This is a genomic window from Nocardia sp. IFM 10818 (assembly GCF_054655275.1).
Genome location: NZ_BAAHJH010000001.1, coordinates 154,896 through 167,238, shown reverse-complemented (window position 1 = coordinate 167,238; position 12,343 = coordinate 154,896). Strand labels below are relative to the sequence as shown.

Sequence of the window (12,343 nt, the reverse complement as noted above, 5' to 3'; positions counted from 1 at the left end):
CCGGGCCGTTCTCGATGCCGGGGTATTCACCCCGCTATTCGGTCTCGCCTCAGAGGTTGGCCTCCGCGTAGACCTTCATCGCGTCGCGGACGTAGGCCGCGGTGCCGGGACCGCCGGGGCCGTCGTAGTTGACCGCGAAACGCGGGTCGGCGACATACATTTCGCCGAGACCGAGGAAGTGCTGCTTGACCGGGGGCTTGCCCTGGTAGCTCACGCCCAGCCAGTCGTAGTGCCGCTGCACGATGGCCTGCACCTCGTCGCTGCCGACCGGGACTCCGGCGCGGTGGGCGCGGCCGTAGTCGTTCGCGATATCGACGTGGGTCTGCATGAACGCCTTCTTCTCGGCCTCGCTCAGCCCCCGCCACCAGCGGTCACCCGATTCGTAGGCGTCCTTGCCCCACTTCTCGATGACCTCGTCCTTGTACTGCGTGTGGTCGAATCCGTCGAACACTTCGTTCGCCATGAGTGGCTCACCTGCTTCCGTTTTGCGCAATGTGGTGTGCACCGAGGCGATTTGGCGCGCGATCCGGTCCTGCTCCTGTTGCAGCAATTCCAGATGCGTGCGCAATGCGGCGGCGGTGTCCTGTTCGCCCTCGAGAACTTCGGCAATGGTCGGCAGACCGAGCCCGAGTTCGCGCAGCAACAGGATCCGCTGCAATCGCACGAGGGAGTCCTGGCCGTAATAGCGGTAGCCGTTGGATCCGATCCGGCTGGGCGGCAGCAGGCCGAGCTGACCGTAGTGCCGCAGGGTGCGGCTGGTGGTGCCGGCCGCCTTGGCCAGATCCTGGATGGACCATTCGGTAGCCACTGATACGTCCTTTCTCCTCTCGTTCACCTCGACCAACTCAGGATGCAAGTTGACGTAGCGTCAAGGTCAAGACCTATTCAGTATGCGTCTTCCCGAGGCGGGTGCGGGAATGGCGCATAAGTCGCCGAATCAGTCACCGACCGGCAGGTACTTGCGCCCCCGGTGAGCGGCGTGACAAGATCCGCGAGCGCGCTGGAAAGCTCATTTTTCAAACGCGTTCGTCGATTCGTTCAGCCGGGGGACGCACACGCGCGTCCCGGGGATGGGAAAAACCAATGTTGTCTGCGGGCCGCGCCCGAGTCCTGCGCTGGGCGGCCATCGCCGCGACCGCGCTCAGCTCCGCTCTGCTGGTGCCCGCGAGCGCCCAGGCCGCGCCGCCGGTCACGCTCGGCGGCGGCTCCGGCATCTACGTCGAACAGCTCGACGACGAGGGCATGGTGGCCGAGTGCACGCTCACCGCCATCGGCTACGACAACGAGAACCGGCTCGTCGGCCTGACCGCCGGCCACTGCGGTGAGATCGGCGCGCGCATCGCCGCCGAGTACACCCCCAGCGGCGGCATCGGCGTCATCGCCAACAAGTACGACGGAAACGACTGGGCCGTCATTCATTTCGACGCCGAGCGGGTCATCCCGACCCGGCAGGTCGCGCAGTCGGTCATCAACGGCGTCGGCGGCGCGCCCAAGCTCGGCGATATGGCCTGCAAGAACGGCCGCACCACCGGCTACACCTGCGGCGTGGTGTGGGACGTGAACCCGGCCTGGTTCCGCAGCCAGGTCTGCGCCGACCACGGCGACTCCGGTGCGCCGGTGCTGCTCGGCGACCGCCTGGTCGGCATGATCGTCGCCGGCACCAGCATCGACGTCGGCCCGGTGAGCGTCGAACTGCCGTCCTGCAAGGGCGCGGGCGATCTGATCTACCAGCCGGACCTGTCCACCACCATGGATATGGTGCTCGCCGATATCAACCGCAAGGGCGGCGTGGGCGCGGGCTTCCGGGTCTTCTGAGCCCCGGCCGAAATACGCAGCGAGGGCGGCGCTCCCGGTCTGGGGGTTGCCGCCCTCTTCGCATTTCCGCAGGGCAAACCCGCTTCCGAGTGCTCGCCGGGGCTCGAAAGGTATTGTCCTGTTCGCTCCGTGCTCGAGTATTTTCGGATACTCGGGGCGCACACGCGATAGGGGAACACCGTGGACGGAACACCGTTCGGCCGGTACCGGCTGCTCGGACTGCTCGGTGAGGGCGGCATGGGGCGGGTGTATCGCGCCTACGACACCGAGACGGATCGGGTCGTCGCGCTGAAGGTGCTGCCCGAGGACTTCGCCCATGATCAGGGGTACCGGGAGCGATTCCGCCGGGAGGCGCAGGCGGCGGCGCGGCTGAGCGAACCGCACATCATTCCCATTCACGGGTACGGGGAGATCGACGGCCAGCTGTTCCTGGACATGCGCTTGGTCGAGGGGACCGATCTGGCGGCGGTGCTGGTGCACGGCGGGCCGCTGCCCCCGGCGCGCGCGGTCGGGATCCTCGAACAGGTCGCGGCGGCCCTGGACGCGGCGCACCGGCAAGGGCTGGTGCACCGGGACGTGAAACCGTCCAATATCCTCATCACACCAGGCGATTTCGCCTATCTCATCGACTTCGGCATCGCCCGCGGCGACGCCGACACCAGCCTGACCACGGTCGGCGCGGCCATCGGCACCTTCGCCTACATGGCTCCGGAACGACTCGCGCACGAACGCTACGACTCGCGGGCGGACGTGTATTCGCTGGCCTGCGTCCTGCACGAATGCCTCACGGGCGCAAAGCCGTACCCCGTCGACAGCCTCGGCCGGCAGATCGCGGCCCATCTCACCCAACCACCGCCGCGGCCGTCGGAGGCCGCGAACGTACCCGGCGCGTTCGACGAGGTCATCGCACAAGGTATGGCGAAGGATCCGGACGAGCGCTTCCCGGCCGCCGGGGCGCTGGCAGCCGCGGCACGAGCCGCGCTGCATCGGGAGAACAGCGGTGCGCCAACGACTTTCCGGACCGCGCCGACGCAGATCAACCCGCTGCCCGGGATGCCCGTGCAGACCGGGTGGACGGCAGGTGCTCCGACCCGAGTCAGTCCGGGGCAAGCCTCTTACCCTGGTGCGCCGCACAACACTCCGGCCTCACAAGACGCGCCGAATTCGCACGGGGTCCCGACCGCGCATGGCGTGCCGACTTCACACGGCCCCGAAGCTGGGCACGCCCCACCGAATCCGCTAAGTCCCGTCGACGCACAAGGCCGGTCAGAGCCACGCGAGCCGCTGAGTGCGCATGGCTCTACGCTGCCCGATGCACCGACGGCGCACGCGGCTTCCACCGCGCCGGGACTCTTCCCGCATACCTATCCCGCCACCCCGCCCCACGGCGCGAGTGCGCCGGGGACGCCCGAGCCTGCGCACGCATCGGGGTCGCCGACGATCTCGCGGCGTGGAATCATCTCGGCGGCAGTGCTTGTGGTGTTGCTGGTAGTGGGTGCGGTCCTGGCGGTGCGGCTCACCGGTGAGGACAGCCCGCCCACTGGGCAGGGAACGACTTCGGCGGCGATCGGCCCGACGACGGCCAGCGGCAGGTCGATCACGACGACGGCACCGACCACCACCGCGACGACCCCCGTCACCACCCAGCCCACCACGGCCCCCGCGGCGGCAGCTCAGATGACCATCTTCGTGAGCACGCACTACTCCCTGTTGCCCGGGGATACCGCCGCGGCTTGGGCCCGTTTGACGACTCGCTACCAGAATTACATCGGCGGCTTCAATGCCTACGATTCCTTCTGGCGCACCGTGTCCCAGGTCTCCACCTCGGCGGTCACGGCGAATCCGGCCGATCGCACGGTCACCTACACGCTGCATTTCGTGTACAGAGACGGCAAAGTCGCCGTCGAGAAGCGGGTGGCCACGCTTATCTCGACCGGCGACAGCTATCTGATCGACAGCGCCGAACTGGTCTCCTAGTACCCGACGGTGAATCGGACGCGGTGGTGCTTGGGCTGCTCGGCCTCGTCGAGCAGGGCGACGGCGAGGTCCTCCATCGAAATGGCGGAGTTCCCTTCGTCATCGGCGATGAGCTCGTCCGCGCCGAGCCGGTAGGTTCCGGTGCGCTCGCCGGGCTCGAGCAGGGCGGCCGGGCTCAGGTAGGCCCAGTCCACCGCGCCGCCGCCGGGCTGTTGCGCCGCTCGCTGGAAGACTGCCAGCTGGTCGCCGCAGGCGTTGGCGATCGGCTTCAGGAAGTCGGGGAAGCCGGGCTGTTCGACCACGGTCTTGCCGGTGCCCGCGACGGTGAGGCTGCCCGCGCCGCCGACCACCAGCAGTCGAATTTCTTTCCGGCCCAGCCCTTCCAGTAGTGCCGCGGCGACCTCGGCCAGCTCGTGTTCGTGGCCGGGCACGGGGCGGGTCGCGCTGATCACCAGGTCGGTGCCGGCGCTCACGGCCGCCACCTGCGCCGCGTCGGACACGTCGCCGGACCAGACCTCGACGCCGTCCGGCAGATCCGTCAGCTTCGCGGCGTCCCGCGAGACCGCCCGGACCTGGTGGCCGCGGCGCACCGCCTCGATCACCGTCCGGCTGCCGACTCCGCCCGAGGCTCCGAAAACCGTGATGTGCATGGGGGAACTCCTTCGTGACATGGCTCCGGTACGCGCCGCGGAGCGCGTACCGGCTGGTGGGAGGGCTTACTTCGGTTCGTGCGAGGTGATCAGGCGGCGGTGCGGGTGGCGGCGGCCATGAGCCGGACCTCGTGCACCTCGGCCTTGGGCTGCGCGGCGGTCTGCGCCGCGGGCTTGGGCGCCGCGCCGGTCTGGCCGAGCAGGGTGCCGCCGAGTGCGATGGCCATGCCGAGCATCTGCAGCGGGGTGAGCGCCTGACCGAGTGCGATCCAGCCGATGACGGCGGCCGACAGCGGGCTCAGCAGTCCGAGGAAGGCGACCGAGGTGGCATTGGCCTTGGCCAGTCCGCGGAACCAGATCGCGTACGCCGCAGCGGTTCCGATCAGTCCGAGGTAGAGGTAGCCGCCGATGGCGGTGGCATCCAGCGCCGGCGGCGCACCCTCGATGAGCAGCGCCAGCGGCAGCAGCATGAGTCCGCCCGCCGTGAGCTGCCAGCCCGTGAGGGCGAGCGGCCCGACGCCTTCCGGCCGTCCCCAGCGCTTGGTCAGCACGGTTCCCGCGGCCATCGAGGCGGCACCGAGCAGGCCCGCGATCACTCCGACGGTGTCGAGCGCGGCGGAGGCGCGCAGCACGACGAGCGCGACGCCGAACATTCCGATAATGCCCGCGACCAGCTTGCGCGTGGTGACCTTCTCGTTCAAGGCCACGGCGGCGAATCCGAGCGCGATCAGCGGCGCCGCGGCCCCCAGCACTCCCGCGATACCGCCCGGCAGCCGGTAGGCCGCGAGGAACAGCAGCGGGAAGAACGCTCCGATGTTCAGCACGCCGAGAGCGCCTGCCTTCCACACCCATTCGCCGTGCGGCAGCTTCCGCGTAATGGCGAGCAGCAGCAGCCCCGCGGGCAGCGCCCGCATGAGCGCCGTGAACATGGGCCGGTCATCGGGCAGGAACTCCGTGGTCACCGCGTAGGTGGATCCCCACACCAGCGGCGCCAGCCCGGTGACCGCCAGAGTCCCCACCACTGTGGCCGCCCCGCCGCGCGTCATGCTGTTCATCGTTAGCTCCTCATTGATAATCTCAACGTTGAAATAACACCATCCATATCTCTCAGTGTCAAGTATCTTGATGTTGAGATTTTCAACCCCGAGAGGAGCCACCATGGCCGACGCAGTCGACGAGATCCGGGCCGCCTGGGGCCGAATCCACCCCGACCTGGACGTTTCCTACGTAGAACTGACCGGCCGCCTCACCCGCATCGCCCGCATCCTGGACCGCGAACTCACCGACTTCTTCCGCGCCCACAACATGGAGTTCTGGGAGTTCGACGTCCTCTCCACCCTCCGCCGCAACGGCGGCGACACCGGCCTGACCGCCGGCGCCCTCAACAAGGCCCTCATGGTCACCTCCGGCGCCATCACCAACCGCATCGACCGCCTGGCCGCCAAAAACCTCGTCGAACGCGTCCCCGACCCCACCGACCGCCGCGCCGTCCGCGTCCAGCTCACCGACGCCGGCCGCGACCTGGTCGACACCATCCTCCCCCTGCACGCCGCCAACCAGGAACGCGTCCTGCAAGCCTTCCCCGCCACCGACCGAGCCAACTTGATCCCCCTGCTCCGCAGTCTCTCCGTGGCCCTTGGTGATACATCCATCGCCTGATCCGCAACGCAAGAATGAGGGCGGCGCTCCCACCACGGGAGCGCCGCCCTCATTCATTCAATTCCTCACCGAGCACACCGAAAATATCTCTCGGACAACCGCGTCGACCCACCCCGCGCACTCTCCACACACTCCCGGCACCGCGCATCCGGAAGCAACCCGACAGCATCACACCCCAAAACCCCTGCCGCCACGATCAACTCGCAGGCCGTGAATGTAGCCGGCGCAGCAAGCCGATCAACGAGAATCCTCTCATCGATCCCCATCCCCCGAGCCAGCTCCACCACCCCGATCCCCGCATCACCCATCGCCCGCGCAACCCTCCCGCCGACGCATCTGTCCACCCAGTCCACAAGACCGCCTTCCACCCCAAGCGCGACAGCGACACGACCCGCACCATCGCAGGTCGTGGCACCATTCCAGCTATCATTCGAACATGTGTTCTATTATCCGGGTGGCAAGGTTCGGAGATCAACGATCTCCGCTCACACAATCCGTGGGAAACCCGGCATACAGAATCCGTGAGTTGTCAATAGGAAAGAGGTGAGCCGCGTTGGCCGACAACCGATTCGGCGAATACATCCGTCGTCGCCGCGAGGATGCTCACCTCACCCGCGCCGAACTCGCCAAACGAGCCAGCGTCTCGGTCTCCCTGATCGAAAAGATCGAACTCGGCACCCGGCCGACGACCCTGCCCACCCTGCAAGTCCTCTTCGACCAGCTGGATGTGCCGCCGATGTACCGCAAATACATCCTCGGACTGAGTCTGCCCGGAGTATTCGGCTTATCCAATACCGACCATTTGGTACCAACGGAGGATGATCTGTCCGACTTGAACAGCCTCCCGCATCCGGCGAGTCTCTATGTCCTGCCGACCTTTACGATCGTCGCCGCCAATACCGCCCACCAACGCGTGTTTCCCGGCAGCAGTCCCGGCACCAACTTCGTCGAATGGATGTTCCTGAACCCCGCCGCCCGCACGGTAATCGTCGGCTGGCGCCAGGAAGCCCAGCGCCTGCTCCACAGCGTGCGCATGCTCACTCCGAACATCGCCACCGATGCGCAAGTCGCGGCCGCCGTGCGCAGATGCCAGGAAGCACCCGAGTGGGACGAACTGTGGAACAGCCCGCCACCACACCAGACCAGCGAGAATATCCACATCCTCGTCCGCTCCCCCGGCAGCCATCGGACCGAGGAACTGAGCGTGCGCATCTACTCGCCCGAATTCCCCAACCGCCCGTGGTGGATGTGCCGGCTCATTCCCCGGCCCGGGTCACATCGGGTCCCACGGCACTAGCGCGCCGTGTTCGTCGACCACAGCGGTTGGGCGTCCGCCGTGTAGACGACAACGTTGCCGTCATCCTGAACCGCCAGGACCGTGCCCCTGGGGTTGGTCCGGGTCGACCAGAGAACTCGGCCGGCAGAGTCATAGAGGACGAAGTTGCCGTCCTGCTGCATGATGGCCACCACGCTGCCACCGCCGACGGTCGCGGAAGCCCAGATGGGGGCGCCGGACTGCGCGAGCACCAGGTTGCCGTCATTCTGCAGAGTGAGTGTGAAACGGCCGTCGCACGAGGAGAGCGACTGGCCGGGGTAGAAGCCTTCGTCTGCCCGCATGACCCCGCAACCGGTAGGCGGCGTGATGGGGACGCGCAGGATCGGCGGCTCGGAGATACCGAGCACGGACTGAAGCTGCGCGTTCTGGAACTCCGGCTGGAGCGTGGCCGAGGTCGCCGCCTGAACCTGGAAGCCGGACGGCGCCGATTGCACACCGCTGCAACCGAAGCCGGGAGCGCCGACATGGCGCGCGTGATCGAGGTTGTCGGTGACGGTCCAATTCGTGACGCCGTTGACGGCGTAGCCGTAACCGATGTTCAAGCCCTGCAGCGTATTACCGGTGACGGTGGCGCCGTAGTTGGTGCCGGTCGCGCAGTTCCAGATCGCGGGGCCCATCGCGATCCCGACCTTGATGAAGTGGCTCCTGCCGTCGATCACGTTGTTCTCGACGACGGTCCCGGTGTAGTTGCCGCCCACCGGAGCGAAGTCGACCATATTGATGCCACCCAGCAGCTGGCGGGAGACGGCGACGATGGTGTTGTTCTGGATCGTGGAGCCCGGGGCGCCGAAAATGACGATGGCACCGTCGGTGGCGTCGGTCACGGTATTGCCCTGGACCAGGCTCGATCCGCAGGCCAACGAGATACCGTCCGCCCAAGTTCCGTCGGCCTGGCCCGCCGGTCCGATCTGGTTGCCGACGACGGTCGCCCGCTGACACTGGGGCACGTTGTCGGTGACGGCGCCTTCGAAGAAGTGCATGGCCGACCAGCTTCGGGGTTCGCGGGCGACGATGTCGCGCACGGTCTGGTCCGTGCCGGCTCCACCCATCAGGATGAGCGCCTCACCCTTCAAATGGCCGAGGGCCGGGCGGTTTCCGTCGACCTGCACGTTGCGCAGCACGGCACCGGTCTGTCCGAGACCGTTGACCGCCGTTGTCTGATCGCTGCCGGTGACAAGTAGCACGGCTCGCGTCTGATCTGTCGGATAGCCCTGTGTCGATACCTCCTGGCCGGGCGCGGTGAACGTGACCGGACCGGCAAGATTGAACACGGCGTTGGGGCACAGCACCGCCTTGGCGCCGCTGCCGGTCAGCGCCGCATTGATGTCCGCATCCGTACCCGACGCGATACACCCCGTCGCGGCCGTCCCGATCGCGGTTATCGCCACGACCGATCCAGCGACTACTGCCACGCTGACGATCGCCGCGGCCAGCTTTCGCGACGTGAAGATGAATGGCATAACTGCCTCCAGAAAAGGGGAATTGGGAAGTAGCGCCGCCCGCTGCGATCACAAGGCGCAGACGCCGGAGGGTGCGCAGGCTCCCCAGGCCGATTTCGTACGGCTATTTGGTGATCAAGCGGTGGCCTAGGTTGTGGAACGGTTTCTCGATCGTGCGGTAGGTCGCGGCCGCGATCACCACCGCACCGATCACCCACGCGCCCAAGGTGAGCCAGGCCGCGGGAATGCCGGCGACGGGCGCGGTCCAGCGGGGCAGGGCGTCGAGCACGAGGGCGTGAACGAGGTAGAGCGAGTAGCTGATCCGTCCCAGGAACAGCAATGGGCGCGGGAAGGAATAGCGCCGCAGCAACAACGCCGCCGCGAATAGCAAGTAGGCGGGAATGATGGTGGCGGGCTGCTTCACCCAGGTGATCCAGACGCCGGTGATCGGGTCCAGGGTGGGTTCCACGAAGAGGCTGATCCCGAAAATGACACACACCGCGAACCCGAACACCGCCCACCCGCGTCGCGCGGTGATCTCACCCGAAGTAATCCGGTAGAGCGTCGTTCCGACGAACATGGTGGCGAAATAGCCGAAGGTCAACACCGACGCCCCCGGCTGATTGAGAACCAAAGGGACGGTGATGAATACAAGCAGGATCGCGGCCAGGGCCGAGCGCCGGTCGCCGGCCCAGAAGGCGAACACCACAGCGATCAGGACTGTCGCGACCACCACCACCGAAAGCGTCACAACGCCAGCCTGCGAGCCGGTGATCATCGAGGGTGGCAGGAACGCCCCGGGAAGAATCGAAGCGACCGCGAGAACCGCCAGGGGCGCCGACCGACGACTGAGCCCGGCAATCAGCAACAGCGACAGAAACAGATAGAACGCCAGTTCATAGGACAGCGACCAAGAGGCGCCGATTACCTGGATATTCGCACCGCCGATGAAGAACTGCACCATAGTGAGGTTCGTTATGAAGTTACGCACGGGGTGCTCGAGAAAATCCGCCGGCAGGTTGTAACGCTGCACCGAGTACAGGATCATCGCCGCAATCAGGCAAACCCAGTACAACGGATACAGCCGGAAAAACCGTCCCACCCAGAACGCGCCCAGCGACCGCCCTCGCTCCAGTGATGCAGGAATGATGAACCCACTGACGAGAAAGAAGACGAAGACCCCGAACTGCCCCAACCCGAAATGCGCTTGCGAGAATCGCAAATACTCCGGCCAAAGCCGCTCCGCCGAGTGTTGAACCACAACCGCCAAGGCCGCCAACCCCCGAAGCGCATCGAGAAACTCGAACCGCCCGCCCCGGCCGCGCACCACTCGTTCACCCGGCGAAACCGGAACCGCCACTGCGGCATCAACACTCACGGCAGGATGCTACTGAAGCACCCGAACCAAACAACCGTCCAGGTAGTGCACATTCCTTTCCTGGTAGCCGGTTCGAATTCGGCTACCAGGAAGGACGTGCGTGGCTGTTCCTCTTTGTGGAAAGTGGTGGATGGTCAGGTGACTCGCACGTGCGCGACAGCGCCCGCAGCGATGGTCGGGTTGTAGGCGGCGACAGCCGACTCGCTCTTCACCTGCAGGGTGATCACATCGCCTGTCACAACGGTGAACTGACCGGACACCGTCACGGTCGTCACGGAGTTCGAGGCGACGTTCTGCAGGCTTCCGGTCACACCCTCCGGTGTGCCGTTGACCGTCAACCGCAGCGTGACGTCCGCCCCGGAGAACATGCCAGCGGTGAAGGGCACCGAGGCTTCCAGGGTTGCACCGGCCTTGCCGCTTTGAACGACCAGTCCGTTGCCGGACACCGTGGAGCCCGGATACGCCGGATCGACGGTCCAGCCGGTAATGGTCTTCCAACTCTTGTCCATCCCGGACCAGGCGACACCATCCTTCTTCATAGCGGATGGTTGAAAGCTGGTCTTCGCGACCACTGAAAGCACGCCGTTACCGACAAGGTCGGCAGGTGCGTTCGACAGCGGGGTATTGGTGTGACTCAGCATTCCTGAGCCCATACCGTCGGCGGGGCTGCCGGTCAGCGCCGCCAGAGTTCCTACGCCCACAGAATCCGCGACCGAACCTGATCTGGCCGCCGTGTCTCCGTTGCCGGTGAGTGCGACCGCCACCGCAACGGCTCCGGCCGCACCGACCGACGCGGTGAGCATTCCGTGCGCGGCGCCGTGGGCAGACTCGGGAACCAACCCGGCGTACCCGCCTTCGCCGCCGAACAAGGCTTCCGTTGTCGCCCGAACGTGCAAGGATGTCGATATCGAACCCACGGAAGTGGCGGAAATATTGGTATACCCGGCATTGGTGGACGCAGCTGCGCAGCCCTCGCCCGAAAGATTGCCTTGTAGCACAGCGTTACCCGATTTGACGGCCACGCGAGCGCCCATCGAACCATTGCCACTTCCGCCCGCGGGCGCCGATGCAAACCACCGCTGCAACGCGCTCAGCCCGCCGCTGCCGATCGCATCCGAGACAGCGACCATGCGGGCGGAATCGATCCTCCCATCGAGGTTTCCGGCACCGGTGAATCCGGCGACCAGATATGGCTCGATGACCGGCACTTCGGCGGTGATGATCGTGCTGGCCGGAGTGGGCGCCGCCGCCGCGCCGATCGGCGCGGTCGGTGGATCGACGGTGGTGACGGGCGACGCCGGAGGCACAGCCTGCCGGAGCAGTTTTTGCGTTGCCATACGGCGTCCCCTGTCTACGACTGAGTGAAGGTCGGCGTGATGAGCAGCTTGCCCTGCGCACCAAGGGTGGTGGAGCTGATGGCGACCTTGTCGATGAAGTCGGCCGGTCCGCCGTTGGCCGTCTTCCACAGGCCGATGTGGGTGTAGGTGCCGGCCGGAAGGTCGATGGTGACTTGCGAACCGGTGATCACCCCGCCGGTACCGGAGGTCCAGACGGTCTCCTTGCGGGCGTAGGCGGGCGAACCGCCGCTCGCCTCGTTGGTACCGGTGGTGGCAGGGTCTGCGATATGCACGCTGACGTAGGCGGCAGCCGTCCCAGCGACATTCTTGTACGCGTCTGCGAGCGCCTGGCGGGTGGTGGCAACAGCAATGGCCATGATGTTTCTCCTGTCGAGAGGGTTGGAATGCAGTGCGACGAGACGCGCTACTGCTTGCGACGGACGACGCCGAAGAACCACAGGTATTCGGTGGTCGGCGTCGTCGGATACGACACGTACAGGCGGTATTTCGCGCCGGTCGGTATGGCGTCGGCCAGGTCGGACTGGATGGCGAAGGCGGCTTCGGTGGCGGTCACCTTCGCGTTCCACGTGGCGAGCACGGCGTCCGTCGCATTCAGCATCTGGATGCGCACCTGGGTGCCGGTGGGGAATTCGGAGCCCGGCGCCAGCGCGAAGGTGTGCATGAAGTCGGCGCCCTTGGACAAGACCAGGGTGAGATTGGTCGGGTCGTACCCGAGTTGCTGTGGCATGGCT

The 12,343-nt window shown here is 66.4% G+C and carries 12 protein-coding genes; 4 read left to right on the top strand and 8 right to left on the bottom strand.

The window, feature by feature from the left end:
• Nucleotides 1-49 precede the first annotated feature (49 nt).
• Nucleotides 50-808, bottom strand: coding sequence for a MerR family transcriptional regulator (locus ACYQ5L_RS00810; protein WP_459954909.1), 759 nt, complete (start codon nt 806-808; stop codon nt 50-52).
• A gap of 275 nt (nt 809-1,083) precedes the next feature.
• On the opposite strand from ACYQ5L_RS00810, the gene ACYQ5L_RS00805 reads away from it, so the two are divergent.
• On the top strand, nt 1,084-1,815 hold the full coding sequence (locus ACYQ5L_RS00805) for a S1 family peptidase (RefSeq protein ID WP_459954908.1): 732 nt from the start codon (nt 1,084-1,086) through the stop codon (nt 1,813-1,815).
• A gap of 180 nt (nt 1,816-1,995) precedes the next feature.
• Nucleotides 1,996-3,792: a protein kinase domain-containing protein gene (locus ACYQ5L_RS00800; protein WP_459954907.1), complete on the top strand. Its 1,797-nt coding sequence runs from the start codon at nt 1,996-1,998 to the stop codon at nt 3,790-3,792.
• Here ACYQ5L_RS00800 and ACYQ5L_RS00795 read toward each other — a convergent pair.
• Nucleotides 3,789-4,442, bottom strand: coding sequence for an NAD(P)-dependent oxidoreductase (locus ACYQ5L_RS00795; RefSeq protein ID WP_459954906.1), 654 nt, complete (start codon nt 4,440-4,442; stop codon nt 3,789-3,791). The two genes, ACYQ5L_RS00800 and ACYQ5L_RS00795, sit on opposite strands and share 4 nt — an antisense overlap.
• A gap of 89 nt (nt 4,443-4,531) precedes the next feature.
• On the bottom strand, nt 4,532-5,497 hold the full coding sequence (locus tag ACYQ5L_RS00790; RefSeq protein ID WP_459954905.1) for an EamA family transporter: 966 nt from the start codon (nt 5,495-5,497) through the stop codon (nt 4,532-4,534).
• 103 nt (nt 5,498-5,600) lie between these two features.
• Between ACYQ5L_RS00790 and ACYQ5L_RS00785 the strand changes: the two genes are divergently transcribed.
• Both ACYQ5L_RS00785 and ACYQ5L_RS00780 read left to right on the top strand, forming a co-directional pair.
• Nucleotides 5,601-6,101, top strand: a complete 501-nt coding sequence (locus tag ACYQ5L_RS00785; protein WP_459954904.1) for a MarR family winged helix-turn-helix transcriptional regulator — start codon at nt 5,601-5,603, stop codon at nt 6,099-6,101.
• A 553-nt stretch (nt 6,102-6,654) separates the two neighbouring features.
• Nucleotides 6,655-7,398, top strand: coding sequence for a helix-turn-helix domain-containing protein (locus tag ACYQ5L_RS00780; RefSeq protein ID WP_459954903.1), 744 nt, complete (start codon nt 6,655-6,657; stop codon nt 7,396-7,398).
• Here ACYQ5L_RS00780 and ACYQ5L_RS00775 read toward each other — a convergent pair.
• The 5 genes from ACYQ5L_RS00775 to ACYQ5L_RS00755 all read right to left on the bottom strand — a co-directional run bounded on the left by ACYQ5L_RS00775 (nt 7,395) and on the right by ACYQ5L_RS00755 (nt 12,339).
• Complete coding sequence (locus tag ACYQ5L_RS00775; protein WP_459954902.1) at nt 7,395-8,897, bottom strand: hypothetical protein; 1,503 nt, start codon at nt 8,895-8,897, stop codon at nt 7,395-7,397. The two genes, ACYQ5L_RS00780 and ACYQ5L_RS00775, sit on opposite strands and share 4 nt — an antisense overlap.
• Nucleotides 8,898-9,000: 103 nt before the next feature.
• A complete protein-coding gene (locus ACYQ5L_RS00770; protein ID WP_459954901.1) occupies nt 9,001-10,254 on the bottom strand; it encodes an acyltransferase family protein in 1,254 nt (417 codons plus the stop codon).
• A gap of 134 nt (nt 10,255-10,388) precedes the next feature.
• Nucleotides 10,389-11,384, bottom strand: coding sequence for a hypothetical protein (locus ACYQ5L_RS00765; protein WP_459954900.1), 996 nt, complete (start codon nt 11,382-11,384; stop codon nt 10,389-10,391).
• Nucleotides 11,385-11,605: 221 nt separating this feature from the next.
• Nucleotides 11,606-11,968, bottom strand: coding sequence for a phage tail fiber protein (locus ACYQ5L_RS00760; protein ID WP_459954899.1), 363 nt, complete (start codon nt 11,966-11,968; stop codon nt 11,606-11,608).
• A 47-nt stretch (nt 11,969-12,015) separates the two neighbouring features.
• Nucleotides 12,016-12,339, bottom strand: a complete 324-nt coding sequence (locus tag ACYQ5L_RS00755) for an LtfC-like domain-containing protein (RefSeq protein WP_459954898.1) — start codon at nt 12,337-12,339, stop codon at nt 12,016-12,018.
• Nucleotides 12,340-12,343: the final 4 nt, after the last annotated feature.

Coding starts and splice junctions, on each gene's coding strand:
- ACYQ5L_RS00790 (WP_459954905.1), bottom strand. CDS start 5,497: ATGAACAGCATGACGCGCGGCGGGGCGGCCACAGTGGTGGGGACTCTG.
- ACYQ5L_RS00785 (WP_459954904.1), top strand. CDS start 5,601: ATGGCCGACGCAGTCGACGAGATCCGGGCCGCCTGGGGCCGAATCCAC.
- ACYQ5L_RS00760 (WP_459954899.1), bottom strand. CDS start 11,968: ATGGCCATTGCTGTTGCCACCACCCGCCAGGCGCTCGCAGACGCGTAC.
- ACYQ5L_RS00805 (WP_459954908.1), top strand. CDS start 1,084: ATGTTGTCTGCGGGCCGCGCCCGAGTCCTGCGCTGGGCGGCCATCGCC.
- ACYQ5L_RS00765 (WP_459954900.1), bottom strand. CDS start 11,384: ATGGTCGCTGTCTCGGATGCGATCGGCAGCGGCGGGCTGAGCGCGTTG.
- ACYQ5L_RS00755 (WP_459954898.1), bottom strand. CDS start 12,339: ATGCCACAGCAACTCGGGTACGACCCGACCAATCTCACCCTGGTCTTG.
- ACYQ5L_RS00775 (WP_459954902.1), bottom strand. CDS start 8,897: ATGCCATTCATCTTCACGTCGCGAAAGCTGGCCGCGGCGATCGTCAGC.
- ACYQ5L_RS00795 (WP_459954906.1), bottom strand. CDS start 4,442: ATGCACATCACGGTTTTCGGAGCCTCGGGCGGAGTCGGCAGCCGGACG.